This is a genomic window from Streptomyces sp. NBC_00461, from assembly GCF_036013935.1.
Classification (GTDB): domain Bacteria; phylum Actinomycetota; class Actinomycetes; order Streptomycetales; family Streptomycetaceae; genus Streptomyces.
The window spans coordinates 7,376,901-7,392,916 of record NZ_CP107902.1 but is presented as its reverse complement, the minus strand read 5'-3'; the positions used below and the strand labels follow the sequence as shown (position 1 = coordinate 7,392,916).

General features: G+C 70.1%; 17 protein-coding genes. 6 read left to right on the top strand and 11 right to left on the bottom strand.

Annotation, left to right across the window (positions count from 1 at the left end; all coding sequences use genetic code 11):
- Nucleotides 1-182: 182 nt before the first annotated feature.
- From OG870_RS34500 to OG870_RS34475, 6 genes are read right to left on the bottom strand one after another with little or no spacing between them, the layout of a single operon-like run.
- Nucleotides 183-1,463 (bottom strand): aspartate aminotransferase family protein, encoded by a 1,281-nt coding sequence (locus tag OG870_RS34500; protein WP_327691809.1) that lies wholly within the window; start codon nt 1,461-1,463, stop codon nt 183-185.
- Nucleotides 1,460-2,656, bottom strand: coding sequence for an ATP-grasp domain-containing protein (locus OG870_RS34495; protein WP_266590576.1), 1,197 nt, complete (start codon nt 2,654-2,656; stop codon nt 1,460-1,462). Before OG870_RS34495 ends, OG870_RS34500 begins: the two co-directional genes overlap by 4 nt.
- 32 nt (nt 2,657-2,688) lie before the next feature.
- Entirely contained in the window at nt 2,689-4,095 is a 1,407-nt protein-coding gene (locus OG870_RS34490) for an MATE family efflux transporter (RefSeq protein WP_266522782.1), read from the bottom strand.
- Between the two features lie 28 nt (nt 4,096-4,123).
- On the bottom strand, nt 4,124-4,375 hold the full coding sequence (locus OG870_RS34485) for a hypothetical protein (RefSeq protein ID WP_266522780.1): 252 nt from the start codon (nt 4,373-4,375) through the stop codon (nt 4,124-4,126).
- Nucleotides 4,376-4,417: 42 nt separating this feature from the next.
- On the bottom strand, nt 4,418-5,503 hold the full coding sequence (locus tag OG870_RS34480) for an aminoacyl--tRNA ligase-related protein (protein ID WP_266522778.1): 1,086 nt from the start codon (nt 5,501-5,503) through the stop codon (nt 4,418-4,420).
- A gap of 12 nt (nt 5,504-5,515) precedes the next feature.
- Nucleotides 5,516-6,286, bottom strand: coding sequence for a 2OG-Fe dioxygenase family protein (locus tag OG870_RS34475; RefSeq protein ID WP_266590572.1), 771 nt, complete (start codon nt 6,284-6,286; stop codon nt 5,516-5,518).
- A 365-nt stretch (nt 6,287-6,651) separates the two neighbouring features.
- On the opposite strand from OG870_RS34475, the gene OG870_RS34470 reads away from it, so the two are divergent.
- From OG870_RS34470 to OG870_RS34455, 4 genes are read left to right on the top strand one after another with little or no spacing between them, the layout of a single operon-like run.
- Nucleotides 6,652-6,900: an acyl carrier protein gene (locus tag OG870_RS34470; RefSeq protein WP_266522776.1), complete on the top strand. Its 249-nt coding sequence runs from the start codon at nt 6,652-6,654 to the stop codon at nt 6,898-6,900.
- Nucleotides 6,901-6,947: 47 nt separating this feature from the next.
- On the top strand, nt 6,948-7,814 hold the full coding sequence (locus OG870_RS34465; protein WP_327691808.1) for a hypothetical protein: 867 nt from the start codon (nt 6,948-6,950) through the stop codon (nt 7,812-7,814).
- The gene (locus tag OG870_RS34460) at nt 7,811-9,004 is read left to right on the top strand and encodes a beta-ketoacyl synthase N-terminal-like domain-containing protein (protein WP_266590566.1); all 1,194 of its coding nucleotides are present in this window, start codon (nt 7,811-7,813) and stop codon (nt 9,002-9,004) included. The genes OG870_RS34465 and OG870_RS34460 overlap by 4 nt, the downstream gene beginning before the upstream one ends.
- Entirely contained in the window at nt 9,001-9,825 is an 825-nt protein-coding gene (locus tag OG870_RS34455) for an enoyl-CoA hydratase/isomerase family protein (protein WP_266522773.1), read from the top strand. The genes OG870_RS34460 and OG870_RS34455 overlap by 4 nt, the downstream gene beginning before the upstream one ends.
- 60 nt (nt 9,826-9,885) lie before the next feature.
- Here OG870_RS34455 and OG870_RS34450 read toward each other — a convergent pair whose 3' ends face one another.
- Complete coding sequence (locus OG870_RS34450; protein WP_266590564.1) at nt 9,886-10,809, bottom strand: LLM class F420-dependent oxidoreductase; 924 nt, start codon at nt 10,807-10,809, stop codon at nt 9,886-9,888.
- 246 nt (nt 10,810-11,055) lie between these two features.
- Here OG870_RS34450 and OG870_RS34445 point away from each other — a divergent pair, with 246 nt between their 5' ends.
- Entirely contained in the window at nt 11,056-11,217 is a 162-nt protein-coding gene (locus tag OG870_RS34445) for a hypothetical protein (protein WP_266522771.1), read from the top strand.
- Nucleotides 11,218-11,281: 64 nt separating this feature from the next.
- On the opposite strand, the gene OG870_RS34440 is transcribed toward OG870_RS34445, so the two are convergent.
- The 4 genes from OG870_RS34440 to OG870_RS34425 all read right to left on the bottom strand — a co-directional run bounded on the left by OG870_RS34440 (nt 11,282) and on the right by OG870_RS34425 (nt 13,990).
- Nucleotides 11,282-11,779, bottom strand: coding sequence for a DUF6099 family protein (locus OG870_RS34440; RefSeq protein ID WP_266522769.1), 498 nt, complete (start codon nt 11,777-11,779; stop codon nt 11,282-11,284).
- A 195-nt stretch (nt 11,780-11,974) separates the two neighbouring features.
- On the bottom strand, nt 11,975-12,349 hold the full coding sequence (locus OG870_RS34435) for a nucleotide pyrophosphohydrolase (RefSeq protein WP_266522767.1): 375 nt from the start codon (nt 12,347-12,349) through the stop codon (nt 11,975-11,977).
- Nucleotides 12,346-13,464, bottom strand: coding sequence for an ATP-binding protein (locus tag OG870_RS34430; protein WP_406350063.1), 1,119 nt, complete (start codon nt 13,462-13,464; stop codon nt 12,346-12,348). Before OG870_RS34430 ends, OG870_RS34435 begins: the two co-directional genes overlap by 4 nt.
- 136 nt (nt 13,465-13,600) lie before the next feature.
- A complete protein-coding gene (locus tag OG870_RS34425; RefSeq protein ID WP_266522765.1) occupies nt 13,601-13,990 on the bottom strand; it encodes a cell division protein SepF in 390 nt (129 codons plus the stop codon).
- 266 nt (nt 13,991-14,256) lie between these two features.
- On the opposite strand from OG870_RS34425, the gene OG870_RS34420 reads away from it, so the two are divergent.
- The gene (locus OG870_RS34420; protein WP_266843652.1) at nt 14,257-16,011 is read left to right on the top strand and encodes a hypothetical protein; all 1,755 of its coding nucleotides are present in this window, start codon (nt 14,257-14,259) and stop codon (nt 16,009-16,011) included.
- The last annotated feature ends 5 nt before the right edge of the window (nt 16,012-16,016 follow it).

The window sequence follows — 16,016 nt, the reverse complement described above, 5'->3', positions numbered from 1 at the left end:
GCCCGGCCGAGGAGCGTTCCTAGGGGTGTTTCGAAAGTCCGGTGCGGTGCCCGCGGTGTCCGGTGCGTGCTCTCGGCGTGCCGGACGAAAGCCCTCGTACTGGACGTACTCGGGGTTTCGGCCGGTGCGGCGAGAGTGCGTGCCGGGCGCCGTGGGTGCTGTGCAGGACTTTGGAAACGCCCCTAGGCCGGGGTGACGACCGGCGTGTTCGGGTCCGCGGCGAGGAGTTCGACGGCGCGGGCCGCGAAGTCCTCCAGCGTCTCGTCCGTCGTCGCGGCGGAGATGTACATCGGCTCCTCGATGTCCGGCGCCAGGTGGTAGCCGGCCTCGCGGATGCCCGCGTACAGCGTGGTGTACGGCGACACAGGCTGGGCGGCGACGTCCGCCTTGCGGCGCACCGTGGCACTGCGCGGAACGAAGATGAACGCGAAGATGCTGCCGGTGCGCACGAAGTGGAAGTCGAGCCCCTTCTCGGCCCTGTGACGCTCCACCGCGGCCTCCAGGAGGGCGCCCTTGCGCTCCAGGTCCTCGTAGAAGCCGGGCTCGGCCAGCACGTCCAGGGTGGCGAGGCCGGCCGCCATGGTCAGCGGATTTCCGGCCAGGGTGCCCCCCTGCAGGACCTGCTCCTCGTCGAGCAGCCGCATGATGTCGCGGCGGCCGCCGAACGCGCCGACGGGCGTGCCCCCTCCGATGATCTTGCCGAAGGCGGTGAGGTCCGGGGCGACACCGAGCAGTTCGGAGGCCGGTCCGTAGGTGAGCCGGAAGCCGGTGATGACCTCGTCGAAGATCAGCAGCGTGCCCTCGCGGTCGCAGATGCGGCGCAGGTCGGCGAGGAAGCCGTCCTGCGGCAGCACGAGGGACATGTTGCAGGCGATGGGTTCGACGACCACGGCGGCGATCCGGCCGGGGTGCTCGGCGAAGGCGCGCTCGACGCTCTCGGTGTCGTTGTACTCGGCGTAGACGTTGGAACGCATCGCGGCCGGGTCGAGACCGGCGTCGCGCATGCGTGCCTCGTCCTTGTTCTGCACCAGGTCGAAGTGGCCGTGGTAGCCGCCGTTGAAGCGCAGCACGCCGGTGCGCCCGGTGTGGGCGCGGGCCAGCCTGAGCGTGGACATCACGGCCTCGGTGCCGCTGCACACGAAGCGCAGTTGCTCCAGGTGGCCGGCGGTCTCGGCGATGCGCTCGGCCAACTCGACCTCCTGCACGCAGTACGTGCCGAACAGCGTGCCGTTCGCGGCCTGGCGGGCGATGGCGTCGCTGACGGGCTGCGGGGCGTGTCCGAGGATGAGCGGCCCGAAGCCGTACATGAAGTCGACGTACCGGGTGCCGTCGATGTCGTGGAGATACTGCCCGTGGGCCTCGGCGACGACCAGCGGGGCGCTTTCGACGTTGCGGCAGGCGCGCAGCGGCGAGCTGGCGCCGGTGGGGATGGTGTGCTGAGCGCGCTTGATTTCCGGCCTCATGAGGACTTTTCCGTTTCGGTCTCGATCGTGCAGTCGGTCATCAGGACATCCAGCAGTGCCTCGGCCTCTTCGCGGGTGTCGCGGGCGAAGTAGGCCGTGAGGACCGTCTCGAAGTTGAGCGGTGGGGCGAGCACGAACTGGCCGTCCTCGCGGTGCAGATGCACGGTGGTGACGTCGTTCTTGTGGCACACCTCGACCGCGCGGGCGGTGTTCTTGAGGAAGCCGCTGCGCTCGATGGGGGCGTCGTATTCCAGTGCCACGCGGTGGTGCAGCGGCTCGGGGGCGAGGGGCTCGCGGCCCAGCCTGTGCAGCAGGTCGTAGGCGTCGATTCCGGTGCAGATGCGCAGTTGCTGGTACGTGGTGGTACCGCCGCCGCACAGCCGTGGGGCGAGTTCGAGGATGCGCAGCCGCCCTTGGCCGTCGAACCGGAACTCCGCGTGGAAGGGCGAGTTGTCCAGGCCGACGCCCGGGATCACGTGCTCCAGCAGGGCGGTGAAGTCACGGCCCAGCTCCGCGTCGAACGGCTCGGTCAGGTAGGCCACTTCGTGGAAGAGGGGGCCCACCAGGGGCGGCAGTTTCCGGTGGATCTGCAGCGGGATGATCCGGCCGTCGCTGACCATGCCGTCGACGGCGTACTCGTTGCCGTCGAGGTACTCCTCCGCGAGCATCCCGGACTGGCCGGCTCCCTCGCGCAGCACCGTGCAGACCCGCTTGGTCTGCAGGAAGGCCTTCGGGAACTCCTCCGGTGTCGCGGCCTTCACCACGCCCGCGCTGTAGAAGCCGTTGGAGGGCTTGACCACGACGGGGAAGGACAGGGCGGCGCTGACGGCCGCGAGCGCAGCGGGTGCCTTCGCCGACGGATCGAGTTCGATGTGGCGGGTGATGTGGTCGCGGACCGCGGGGTGTGCCTTGAACCGGGTCTTGTCGGCGAGGCACAGCAGTGTGTCGATGTCGCGGGTGGGCAGGCCCAGTTCACCGCGCAGCAGCTCCAGTTGGATCTGGTAGCTGTCATGGAAGGAGATCACGTCGTCGATGCCGGTGAGGTCGACGCCTTCGGCGACGGTCCGCCGCCAGTCGGCACGGTCGGCGGTGAGCCGCGGCGGGTCGAAGAAGCGCACGGTGAAGCCGCGCCGTTGCGCGTAGTCGAGGTAGTCGCGGCAGTCTTCCTCACGACCGAGGATGAGTACGTTCACGGGAAAGGCCACACTCTCTGTCAGGTGGTCGATCAGGCGGTCTGCTGGACCGGTTCGGTGGTGTGGAGCCTGTTCTCCTCGTTGGCGACGGCGCGTCGGATGCGCCACAGGCAGACCGCCGCCATCACCGCCTCGAAGGCGGAGAAGATCACCCACATCCCCGGGAGCACGTCCGCGTCGCCGCGGTTGAGCAGCACGAACACGGTGATCGTGGGTACGCACAGACACCACATGAGGACGATCCGCGCCACGAATCCGAAGCGGGCGAGGCCGAGGCACTCCAGGACGCCCGAGCCGACCATGGAGAACATGAACGCGGCGGAGTACGTCCACAGCACCCGCGAGGTCTCCACGGCGTTTCCGGTCACGGCGGGGCCCGCCCCGTCAAGTCCGAACGGGCTCAGCAACAGGGTCGGGGCACCGATCTGGAAAGCCGCGACCACGGCCACGTACGCGCCGGAGATCGTCAGGGTGACCCGCATGATGTGCGGGATGTCGCGATGCAGCCCGGCGCCGACGGCCTTGCCGCACAGGATGTTGCAGCCCAGCCCGAGACCGATCAGCGGGATGACGGCCGCGTAGTTCAGTGCCAGGGCGACGTTGTTCGCGGCGAGCGCCACCGATCCGAGGACGCCGGCCAGCCAGACGAACGCGGTCTGCCCCAGCTCCTCCAGGCTGAGCGAGCCGCCCGCGGGCGCGCCGCGCCGCAACCGCAGCCACAGCACCCCGGCGGCGTGCTTGCCTCCCCGGCGCAGCAGCCGGCCGAAGCCCGCCGCGTAGCCGCGGGGCAGGCACACGGCGTACCCGAGGAACATGACGGACACGGCGCTGAGCGTGCCGAGCGCGGAGCCCCGCATGCCCAGCTCCGGCAGCCCGAAGCGGCCGAAGACGAGGCCGACCGTCATGACGATGCCGACGGCCTGGCCCATGATGCCGACCGTCATCGGCACCCGGGTCCGTCCCATCCCGTTGAAGTACGACGACAGCGCCATGTTGAGCGTCATGACGGAGCCGTAGAGGGTGGACAGGCCCAGGAACTGTGCCTCCAGTTCCTGGATGTGCGCGGGCTGTCCGCTCAGCGCCGGCACCCGCATCAGCAGCGGGGTGGTCAGCAGCAGCAGCGCGGAGAGCACGAGGCCGAGGACGAATCCGTTGGCGCCCTCGTCGAGCGCGTCGCGCTCTTCGCCGCGGCCGTGTGCCTGCGCCACGTAGGAGCGGGTGATGCCGACCGCCCCGGTGGTCACCATGATCACCGTGGTCGCGGTGAAGACGGCGGGCCCGGACGCCTTGAGGGCGTCCTCCGAGTAGCGGGCCAGGCAGATCCGGTCGACCAGCATCAGGAGCAGGTTGCCGACCATCCCGAACATCAGCGGCACCGAGACGCGCACGACCTCGCGCATCGCCCCCAGGTCGAGCAGCCGTGCCCGGGCGGTGCTCATGGCCGGTCACCACCGCCGGGCACGTGGCTCACGGGGTCACTCCGGATTCGACGAGCAGCTCGTGCACGCTCTTGAGGAGCGCCTCACGGTCCGTCAGGTCGAAGGGCAGCACGTCGCCCACGTCCAGCATGGCGTCGAGCCGCTCCTCCAGGCCGACCAGGAAACGCATCTGGTCGAGTGAGCTGACGATGATCCGTGACGGTTCGGCGTCGGCCGGAACGTCCTGTGCCTGCGCGAGCTGCTCCAGCAGATCGTCGACGACCTTCTTCAGGTCTTCCATGGAACTCATTCCTCGATGGGTCAGGGTCCTGCAGCGGGCCGGTCAGGCCGGCGTGCCGAGCAGGCCGTACGACAGCAGGGCGTACGTGAGCCGGTCCAGGCCGATCCCCGCACAGCAGGTGGCCTCGGCCCCGAGGTCGCGCAGCCCGAAGGAGTCGGCGAACACCTCGCCGTGCGAGTTGACGCTGGCCACGGACAGTTCGCCGTCGCCGAGCGGGACCCGCACCTCGAACTTGCTCTTGTTGAGCAGCTGGGCCTCGCGCGTCATCGTCGGCGCGTCCCCGAAGAACGCATCGGAGGCACTGATGATGCGGTGCGGCACACCGAGTTCCGCGAAGAACGCGGTGAAGGCCTTCATCATGCGCTCGAAGTCGTCCGCGACCTCTTCGGCGCTGCCCATCCGGACGAGTTCGAACATCCTGAACTCGCCCAGCCGGGTCGCGCTGTGGTTGTGGGACTCGTGCCGGAAGACCGGGCCGTCGATGGCGAACAGACCTGTGCCGTAGCGGTTCTTGAGCTCGGCTGCGTTCGCGTACACGTGGTAGCAGGTGACCGGCGTGAGGACGGTCTCGGCCGGCCGGTAGAAGGAGTCCAGGGCCTCGGTCTGCTGGGGCCGCAGCTGCGAGACGGTGACACCGTCCCAGTAGTGGTCGCGGATCCGGGCGACCGCGTTCACCAGGTTCGGGAACTTCTTGTAGTACCCGGCCCGCACCAGCACGTCCCGGGAGATCTGCGCCGATCCGGCCAGCAGCGGTGCGCCGAACGGCTCGGCGAGCCGCTCCCGGCACAGCTCGCGCACGTGGTCCATGGCCGCGGTCCACTCCGGGCCGTGCAGATAGGCTCCCCGGGCCACCGCGATCCGGTGGTCGTCGGGCAGGCCGCAGGACAGTCCGGGACGTCCCGGATGCTCGGCGACGATCGTGGCCGGCACATCGCGGTGACCGCGCAGGAAGTGGCGGACCATCTCGGCCAGTTCCGGCTCGGACGGCCCGGCCGCCACGACGACGTCGATGCCCTTGTCCAGCTGACGCACCGTGACGTCCCCGTAGTGGAACGCCAGGGCCTTGCGCAGTTCGTCGGCGGCGCCGGCGTCCACCGGGCGCTCGTAGCGGTAACGCACCCCGTTCATGTGGCGCCCCTCTCAGATGCGGTGGCGCATGGGGACCCAGTCGGCCAGGAGGATGGCCCGCTCCCCGGGCCGCTCTTCGCTGCCCTTGCGGATGGGGCCGACGTAGTGGCTGACGAGGTGGTCCGTGATGGCGTACGCCTCCAGGGGCCGTTCCATCTGGAACTCGGAGAGCCGGTCCGCGGGCGGGACGTCCTCCGGCTGCTTGCCCCGGTAGTCGGGGGTGGCGATGAGGTTGGCGCCGCCCTCGGCGTTGTCGCGGTAGATCAGGTGGGCGAAGACGTACGGCTCGCCGTCCTGGTGCAGTTCGTTCGGGGAGGAGACGGCCTCATGGCCGTCCTCCTCGATGTGCAGCTTGATCAGGTGGACCCCGACGTAGAGCGGCCAGACCGAGTCGTCCTCGTTCCAGCGGGTCTGGGAGAAGTCGAACCGGATCATGTCCAGCAGGAGCTTGTTGTTGCAGACCTCATCGCTGATGGCGGGGAGGTTGCGGGTGACGTTCACGTATTCGGGATTGTTGTCGCCCTGGTAGTAGCCGTTCATTCCCTCGCGGGCCTGGCTTTCCGTGGCCGGCATCCAGTGGAATTCGTTGGACCAGGGCAGGTAGACGCCGCGGGCGTAGCGGCGGTATCGGCCCGAGCCGGTCGCGTACGGATCCTCCGGGAGATCGCCGTATGCGGCCTTGAGCGCCTGATAGTCGGCGTTTCCCTCATCGATTCCGAATTCGGCGCCGAGATCCCAGCGGTCATATCCCTGGCGCGAGAGAGTCGAAGGGTTTACAGGCATGCTAAATGTCCCCCGGTTTTGCGAATTTCCCCAACGAGAAATGGAACTTAGTTGAAGTGGCCACACGTCGCAACGTGATCTGGGTCACCAAAGTTTTCACCCAGCGGGGCTCCTGGCCGGAAATATGTCCGTCTGAGCTCCAGGAGCAGCGATTCTTCCGCCAGCTATCGAGCACTCCTGGCTGAATCCAGCCCATCGGGTGCACTTTTCGGCCATTCGGAATGGGGCGAGTTTCCACTCATACGTTCACATCCGGTACGTACCTGCATGAGGGACGTAAGGTTCGTCCGGCGTTCGTTGACAAGCCGCTCAACTCGTGATTAGTGTCCGTCCCCGTCAAGCGTCTCGTTAAAAATGGGGGAAACGTGTCGGGCAATGTCATCGACGGTCGCATTTCCGAAGTCCTGAAGCAGATCGCGGAACTTCCGGATTCCTTTGAAATCTCGGCCGATCAGGATCTCAAGACCGATCTGAACATCGATTCCCTCAAACTGATCGACGTCGTCGTCCAGGTGGAAGCGGTCCTGGACGTGGAACTCGGCGACGAATTCTCCCGCGACCTCGTCACGGTGGGCGACCTCCAGCGGCATGTGAGCGAGCACGTCGGCGCCTGACACCGCCACGCCCTCGCCCACCCGAATCAGCGCCATGGAGAGTTGCGTTGTTTGATTTCTCCCTGGGTCCGGTGACGCTGTGCGCGCCCGGGCCGACGAAGGGCACGGACGACCACGAGGGCCTGCCGCCCGACTGGCTCGACGTCATCGGCACCGCGGGCGACCAGTTCCGCGACGCGTTCACCCGGACCTGCCTGTATCTCACCCTGCGCGAGGCCGACGCCTCCGGGGTGGGCGCGAGCGCCGGGACACGCACCGACGACACCGTGGTGATCGGTACGGAGTACGGCAACACCGCCGCACTGGCCCGCCTCCAGCGGCACGCCGCGGAAAAGGGAAAGCTGCTGTCCGCCCAGTACTTCCCCAACGCCACCTCCAGTTCGGCGTCGGCGTACGTCAACCTCCGCGTCGGGGCGACCGGGCGCAACATGACGATCAACGCGGGCGTGCTCACGCCGGTCGTCGCTCTGTGGCAGGCGCTGTCGACCCTCAGCCGTGAACGCTCCGACGTCAGTCGGCTCCTCGTCGGCGACGTCTACGCGCCGGAGGCCGTCGCGGACGTACAGCTCGACACGCCCGAAGTGCTCTGCCGGGACGGCATCGCCCACGCGTTCCTGCACAAGGGCACCGAGCTCACCGCCGAGTTCGACTTCGGCGCCGCCCGGGCGCCTCACCCGGGTCTCACGCGCATCGTGTGCAAGGCCGTCGCCCGGGGCTCGGACGCCGTCGACGCGACGCCCGTCGCCTTCGCGGAGCGCAACAGCGCCTTCGCCACGCGCGCCTTCCTGGACCTGGTCCACACCCTGGAACCCGCCGAGCGGGCCGTCCTGGAATGCCACGCCCCGGACGGCCGGCACGCCTGCGTGACGGTGACCCGGCAACAAGCGAACGGCACGGACAGGGAGTCCTTGTGAACCAGGGAACAGCAAGGGTCTTCATCACCGGACTCGGCATCATCTCACCGGCCGGCGCGGGTGCCGGGCCCTTCTGGGACGACCTGTGCGCGGGCCGCAGCCGCTTCGAGGAACTGCCTCCGCTCTACGCCGGCATGAAGCCCGGCATCCTCGGCGGCCGGGTGCCGCGGGAGGCGCGCGACACCGCCCTCGCCCAGGTCCGGGAAGTCACCCGGGAACGCCCGCGCCACGCCTCCCTCTTCGCGGAGTTCGCCGCGCTGGAGGCACTGCGGGACGCCGGACTGACTCCCGGGGACCGGGCTCTGCGCAATGCCGTCGTCTGTGTCGGCAGCAGTGACGGCCAGGCCGAGGCTCTGGAGGACGTGGTCGCCGGACGCCGCAGCGGCGCCGAGACCGGTGGATTCTCCAGCTACTCGATCGCCCAGGGCGTGGCCGCCACCGTCGGCGCCTCGGGCCCGGCGTACATGCTGCAGAGCACGTGCGCCTCCGCGAACGTGGCACTGTCCTGCGCACTGGAGATGCTGCGGTCGGGCGTCGCCGACACGGCGGTCGTCGGGGGCTGCGACCCCTACTCGGAAAAGAACATCATCGGATTCAACACCCTGCAGGCCATCGGCCCCACGCCCTGCAAGCCCTTCACCAGGAGCCGGCGCTATGTCACGCCGTCGGAGGGCGCGGGCATGCTGGTCCTGCAGACCGAGCGCGCCCTCAGCCCGGACGCCACCCCCTACGCCGAGGTGCTGGCCACCGCCGTCAGCAATGACGCGAGCCATCCCACCGCCCCCGACCGGGACGGGGTCGCCGCCTGCCATCGCCGGTCGCTGGACGAAGCCGGCCTGAAGGCCGACGACATCGACGTGATCTTCGCCCACGGCACCGGCAGCCGCGCCAACGACACCATCGAGGGCAGCATCTTCGCCGAGGACTATCCGCGAGCGGCGGTCACCGCGATCAAGAGCACCATCGGGCACCTGATGGGCGCTGCCGGAGCGGCCGGAGCGGTGGCGGCCTGCCTGGCACTGCGGCACGGCCTGGTGCCGCCGACCGCGGTCGATCCCGACGACGTGGAGCTGGACCTCAACCTGGTCACCGGCTCACCGCTGGCCATGCCGCACCTGCGGCACGTCCAGAACAACGCCTTCGGGTTCGGCGGCAACAACGCGATCAGCATCTTCCGGAAGGTGTCATGACGCTCCCTCCGGTCATGACGCTCCCCGAGACACTCACGGGAGAGAGTGCGGTACTGCGGCTGACCTTCGACGGTCCGCTCGCCGTCCTCACCCTGGACAGCCCGCCGATGAACCTGTTCGACAAGGCGATGTGGGCCGCGTGGGCGGATGCGGTCGCCTGGCTGACCGCTCACCCCCCGCGTGCCCTGCTCGTGCGGGCGCAGGGCCGCGTCGTCAGTGCCGGTGTCGATGTGAGTGTCTTCGCCGGGCTCGCCTCTGAGGACGCCGCGGCCTTCTGGCAGGCCCAGCTGGGCATCACGCAGATGCTTGAGGCGCTGCCCTGCCCCACCGTGTTCGCCGCGCACTCGCTGACCCTCACCGCCGCCTTCGAACTGGCGCTGGCCTGCGACCTCGTGGTCGCCACACCGCAGGCCCGGTTCGGCCTGGTCGAGCGGAAGATCGCGTTCACACCGGCGATGGGCGGCACCCAGCGTCTGGCCGAACGCGCCGGTCCGGCCCGGGCTCGCGAGCTCGTCATGACGGGCGATCTGTACCGCGGGGCCGTGCTGGCCGACTGGGGCGTGGTCAACGCCCTGTTCCCCCCGGCCTCGTTCGACACCGACGCGCATGCCTACGCGATGCGTCTCGCCCTCGGACCCACCCGCGCCCACGCGGCCACCAAGGACGTCGTACGCCGCTACCTCGACGGCGGCGTCCGCACGGCTGACTCCGCCCTTCCGGCCCTTGCCGCGGCGGTGGCCGCGACCACCGACCACCGCCGCGCCGTCACCGCGTTCCTCACGGACGGCCCGGAACACACGACGGACTACCAAGGCCGCTGACCGGTCCCCGCCCAGCGATGCGCCCAGACACTGCTACTACTGCCACTACTGCTGCTGCCGCTACGACAGCTGCGACTGGACCTGGGACGAGATCAGCTCCAGGTGGTCCAGGTCGGCGAGGTCGAGGACCTGGAGGTAGAGGCGGCGGGAGCCGATCTCCGCGTAGCGGCCGATCTTGTCGACGACCTCGGAGGGGGTACCCGCGAGGCCGTTGGCCTTCAGCTCGTCGACCTCACGGCCGATCGCCGCTGCGCGGCGGGCCACCTCCTGGTCGTCCTTGCCGACGCAGACGACGAGGGCGTTGGAGTAGGTGAGGGCGTCGGGCCGCCGGCCGGTCTCCTCGGCGGCGGCGCGGACCCGGGCGAACTGGCGCTCGCTGTCCTCGATCGAGGCGAACGGCATGTTGAACTCGTCGGCGTGGCGGGCCGCGAGGCGCGGGGTGCGGGTCGCGCCGTGGCCACCGATCAGAACCGGGATCCGGTCCTGGGCGGGCTTGGGCAGCGCGGGCGAGTCGGTGAGGTCGTAGTACTTGCCGTGGAAGTCGAAGGTGTCGCCGACCTTCGTGCGCCACAGGCCCGTGACGATCTCCAGCTGCTCCTCGAGACGGCCGACCTTCTCCTTCGGGAACGGGATGCCGTACGCCTTGTGCTCCTCCTCGAACCAGCCGGCGCCCAGGCCCAGTTCGATCCGGCCGCCCGACATCTGGTCGACCTGCGCGACCTGGATGGCGAGCACGCCGGGCAGCCGGAAGGTGCCGGCGGTCATCAGTGTGCCGAGGCGGATGCGCTTGGTCTCCCTGGCCAGACCGGCGAGCGTGATCCAGGCGTCGGTGGGGCCGGGCAGACCGTCCCCCGAGCCCATGCGGACATAGTGGTCGGAACGGAAGAATGCGTCGAAACCGAGGTCCTCGGTGGCTTTCGCCACGGCGAGCAACGTGTCGTAGGAGGCGCCCTGCTGGGGCTCGGTGAAGATGCGAAGATCCATGCGTCCATCCTGCACGCACGGGTGCCGGTAGATCCCACCGGTCCCTCCGTGCACTCCCCTCCACGGTCGGGTGAAAATCCGTCAACACCGCGCCCGGGGCACGCCCACGCCAGTGACCCGCTCTGACGGTGATCGTTGGCTCGTGCGGAGCCGGACCGCCCGGCGCCCGCGTCGGCGGTCGTCGCCGGGGTGTCACCCGATCCCGATCGGCCTCCCCGAGGGGGCCTGGGACCGAGGAGGCCGTCAATGTCCGAAGAGTCCGTGCCACAGCAGGGCGGAGGCGGCCAGCCGAAGGGGTTGCTGCAGCAGATGGAGGAGCTGATGGCGGCACTGAACGCGGACCTGTCGGCCCTGGACGCAGACCTGCAGTCGGCGGGACGGGGCACGCAGGAGACCGAAGCCGGCTGAGACCCGACCCAACGGGGCGTGTCGTTCGGACCGGGTGGGTTGCAGGTCCTGGATCGGGTGGGCGCTAGCCCGCCTCCCGCTCCGGAAGTACCCGCTTCCGGCCCGTCTCGGGTAATGCCTCGTCCCGGTCGGCGAGTCTGCGCAGCATCTGCTGCACCCGGTCCCTGGACTCGTCCGCCGCGTCGATGGCCTCCATGCACTGCCAGTAGGTGCCCTCGTCGTCCGCGGAGCAGGCGAGGCCCACCAGGGCGATGCCCACCTCGCCGAGGAGGCCGCCGAGGCAGAGAAGGGCCTGCCGGGCGTCGCCCAGGTCGGTGAGCTGGGCCGCGCGCAGGTCCTCGGTGGCGAGGTGCGGCGTGTCGAGGACGCCGCAGCCACGGCCCGCCAGCTCCGTCAACCCCAGCGCCTCGCCCCGCAGTTCGGGCGGGCCGGAGACCGCGAGGCGGCTGCCTATCGCCTGTGCCAGTGCCTGCGCCTGCCACACCTCCGTCATGGTCTCCGGCGCACCGCCGCTCCCCGCCAGGGCACGTCTGCTCGTCACGATGAGCCACACAGCGTCCATGGCCGCTGCCCCCGTCTGTCACGACGCGCTGCCCGCGCGTCCGCCCGAACTCCGCTGTCCACTACCCAGAGTGAGTGCGTGCGGGTCGAAAAGCCAGAGGAAGACGGAAATCTTCGGACAACAAATCGGTTTCGGGCGGGATTTTGACTCCGGAGAGTGAAAGTGGAGTGGACAACTCCCGCACGCGACAAGCGCCTAAGGCGCAGGGAACCTACGCTCGTTGCGGTCGATCTTCGCGTTCAGCGCCACCAGCGGGTCGATACCCAGCACCTCGCACAGCTGCAGCAAGTAGGCGAGTACGTCCGCGACTTCGTCCCTCACCCGGTGCGCCGTGTCCGGGTCGTCCATGACGCCGGCCGACTGCTCCGGCGTCAACCACTGGAAGATCTCGACCAGTTCGGAGGCCTCCACGCTGAGCGCGGCGACGAGGTTCTTGGGGGTGTGGTACGGCTGCCAGTTGCGGGCGGCCGCGAAGTCGGCCAGCCTTCGTTGGAGTTTCGCCACGTCGAGGGGCTCGTGCGCGGATTCGTGCGGGGATTCGTGCGGAGGTCCGCCCTGGTGATCGGTCACGGTTCCAGGTGTACCACCGTGACTCCGTCCGTCCCGGCGGCCCAGGACGCGTCGCTGACCGCGGCCACGACACGGATGTGGCCGCGCGCGCCCATCCGCACGGCCAGCCGCAGCAGTTCCAGCCGCTGCCGTGGGTCCAGCGAGCGGTCGAAGCCGTCGGCGAGGACGGTGAGGGTCTGCATCGCGGCGGGCACCTCGGCCGCGGCGTCCACGTCCAGCACGCCCGGCCCGGTCAGCAGGACCAGGGCGAGGGCCGCGTATCTCAACTCGCCGTCGCCCAGCCGCCGCAGAGCAGTCATGAAGCCGTCGCCGCGGTCGAGCAGAGCCCGGACGGTTCCGTCGCCGAGCGGCTCGGCGAGCATGTCGGCGACCGGTCCCGCGCATCCGGCGCGCACCGCGTCGACGAGCTGGGCGTGCCGTCGTCCGCACTCGGCGCGGGTACGCCAAAGGACGTCGGCGAGGTTGTCGCAGCCACCGAGGAGCCGGCCGGAGCCCATGGGTACGGGCGCCCGCATCCGGCCGGGGCGGGGATCGCAGGCGAAGGCGGACCGCAGGGCGACGACCATCTGTTCGGCGGCGGCGAGCACCCGGCGCTGTCCGTCGGTCTTGCCGGCCACGCGCAGCGGCAGCAGCGCGGTGCCGAGCCGGTCGTCGGGCAGCGGGGCCCGGGTCACGGGTGCCGAACCGGCGGTGTGCCAGGCGGCCTGGACGGTACGGCGGGAGGGATCGCGCAGGGCGGTCTCCAGCAGTACCAGCCCACCGGCGGTCAACCTCTCGCCCACGATGCGCAGTTCGGGCTCGGCCTGCACGGCGACGTCGAGCCGGACCGCGCCCTCGGGCCCGTCGACCGTGCAGCCGATACGGAATCCACGCCGCCGCTGGGCGTCGGGCCGGGACCGATCGGGCACGCACGCGCTCGCGTCGGGAAACACCTCCCCGACCTCGGCGCCGCCGCCGAGCCGGGCCAGCGCCTCGTACGCCCGCAGGGCACTCGTCTTCCCGCACCCACTGCCCCCGGCGAAGAGGGTGACGGGCCCGAGCGCGAACCCGGCCCGCCGATGCCCGGCAAACGCCGACAACCGCAACTCGGTGGCACAGGGCCGACTCGGCCGCATGCGGTCCAAGACGGGCGGAGGGGGCGCAGAGGACAGAGAGGGCGCGGAGGGCATGGTCATGTCCGGACCGTAGGGCTCCGTTCGTGCGGTGAACCGTTACGGCGTAGGGAGCTTCCTACGATCGGGGGACGAGACTTCAGGTGCCCGACGCTCCCGCGCTCTCCATGAGGTCGGTGACCTCGGTGTCCGCCGGGGTCAGCAGGAAGACGTTGCGGTCGACGCGGTGCATGCCGCTGGCCAGGCCGAAGACGACTCCGGTGCTGAAGTCCAGGACGCGCTTGGCGACTTCGGTCTCGGCGCTGCTGAGGTCGAGCAGGACGGGGATGCCGGCCATCAGGGTCTCGGCCACCTCGCGTGCGTCGGCGAAGACATTGACCCTGAGGACCACGAAACGGCGCCGCAGCTCCGTCTCCGCGTCCGGCATCGAGCGGTGGTCCACCGATGACGGCCAGGCGTCGCGCCCCCGCAGCGGCACCACCTGGGCGAGCCCCTCCCACTGTTCATCGGTGATGTCGTGGCCGTTCACCGGCTCCCCCCGAACTGACTCGCACTCATTGCCTGCACCGGCCAATTCTTACGCCAAGTCACCCGTTCGGCCCAACAGCGACACGGTCCGCGACCGCCACAACCGCTCCAGCTGCGAAAGATGACGTCGGACCGCGACGGAACAGCACCGGACCAGCGCCAGATATGACCGGTTTCCTGCCCGATCGAGGCTTCTTACCGGGCTCACACCGGACTCTTCACCTCCGGCGGCGCCTCGCTCACCGGGCGCGACTAGCGTCCCGTGACGTGCACTTGGCAGAAACACAGCTGGCGGCACCCGGTCGGCGGACGCAGTCGGCGGTGTCCGCCGCCCCGGAACCTCCGGCGCAGTGGCATCGCGTCCTGACGCTGCTCGCAGACGTCAGTCTCTTCATCGGCACTCGCACGGTGTGGACGCAGGCGGCCAGTCACCGCCTGCCCGTGGCCGCGGTGATCTCGCTCTGCTATGCCTCGATCCTGGTGTGCGGCGTGCTGACGCTGGTCGTGCGCCGGGCCCGCTCGCTGGCGCGCCTGGACCTGTGCGTCCTGGTGACCGCCGTGGCCCTCGCCCTGTGCGCCTGGGCCATGGACCACGCCGGCTCCGACGAAGCGCTCCTGACCACCCAGGCCGCCCACGAACTCGTCAAGGGTCATGCCGTCTACGGGCAGCCGTGGCCCTGGCTGTTCGGCCACGGCATCGCCCTCACCCCGACGATCACCGGCGGCTACGACTTCACGTACGGCTATCCGCCGCTGACCCCCCTCCTCACCGCGCCCCTGCTCTGGCTGCACCACGGCGGCGCCCCGGCGACGGCGGTGAGCACCGGCGCGCTCGTCGTCGGCACGGTCGTGCTGTGGCGGATGCTCCCCGCGCCGTGGCGGTCGGCGGCGACCATGGCCTGTCTCGGCTTCGGTCTCCTGCCGACGTACGCCCGGCTCGGCTATCCCGCGATCACGGCGCTGGCCCTGCTGATCCCGGTGGTGGTGCGCTGGCCGCGGATCGGGCGGGGCGGGCGTCTGGGGCCGGCCGGTGTGGCGCGGGCCGCCTGTCTGGGCGCCGCGTGTGCGGCGCAGCAACTGCCGTGGTTCCTGGCGCCGTTCCTGCTGGCCGGGATCTACGCGATGCGCCGGGGCGAGCTGGGCGGGCGGGCGGCGACGCCGGTGGTGCTGCGGTTCGTCGGTATCGCCGCCACCGTGTGGCTGCTGATCAACACGTACTTCGTCGTGAGTGAACCGGGCACCTGGATCACGGGCATCGCGCTGCCGCTGACGCAGGGGGCGACGCTGCACGGGCAGGGCCTCGGGGATGTCTCCCTGTACTTCACCGACGGCAGCGACCGGCTCGACTGGTACGGGCACGCGAGTCTGCTGCTGGCCGCTGCCCTGCTCGCGCTGCTGGTGCTGTTCATGCGCCGTCTTGGCCCCGCGGCGACCGTGCTGCCCTGGTGCGCCTTCTACCTGGCGACCCGGTCCCAGGACGGCTACTACCTGATGATGACGCCGCTGTGGCTGGCGGCGGCGGTCACCGCTCCCCCGTCGGAGTTCGTCCGCGCCTGGCAGCCGCGGCCGCGTCCACTGAGCGGCCCGCACCGCCGTACGGCACTGGTCGCGACGTCCGCGCTCCTGGTCTCCCCGGCGCTGGTGAGCGCTGCCGTGGCGGTCACCGGTTCCCCGCCGCTGCAGATGCGGGTCGCCGCGGTGCGGCGGGTCTCGGCCGACTTCGTCTCGCGGCTGACGCTGCGGGTCACCAATGTGGACGACACCGCCCTGACGCCCCACTTCATGCTGACCACGAACCAGGGCTCGGGCAAGTACTGGTCGCTGGTGCGGGGCCCGGCGACGGTGCCCGCGCACAGCACCGTACGGATGGAGATCAGGCCGGCCGACGGGAAGTACCCGCTGCCCGTCAAACCGGGCACCCGCATCCGCCTGCGCGCCTTCACGGCGACGCCGCAGACCCTGTCGAGCACCGACGTCCAGCTGGTGGACCACGGTGACTCCCGGGCCCACCAGGCTGGTTGACGGTG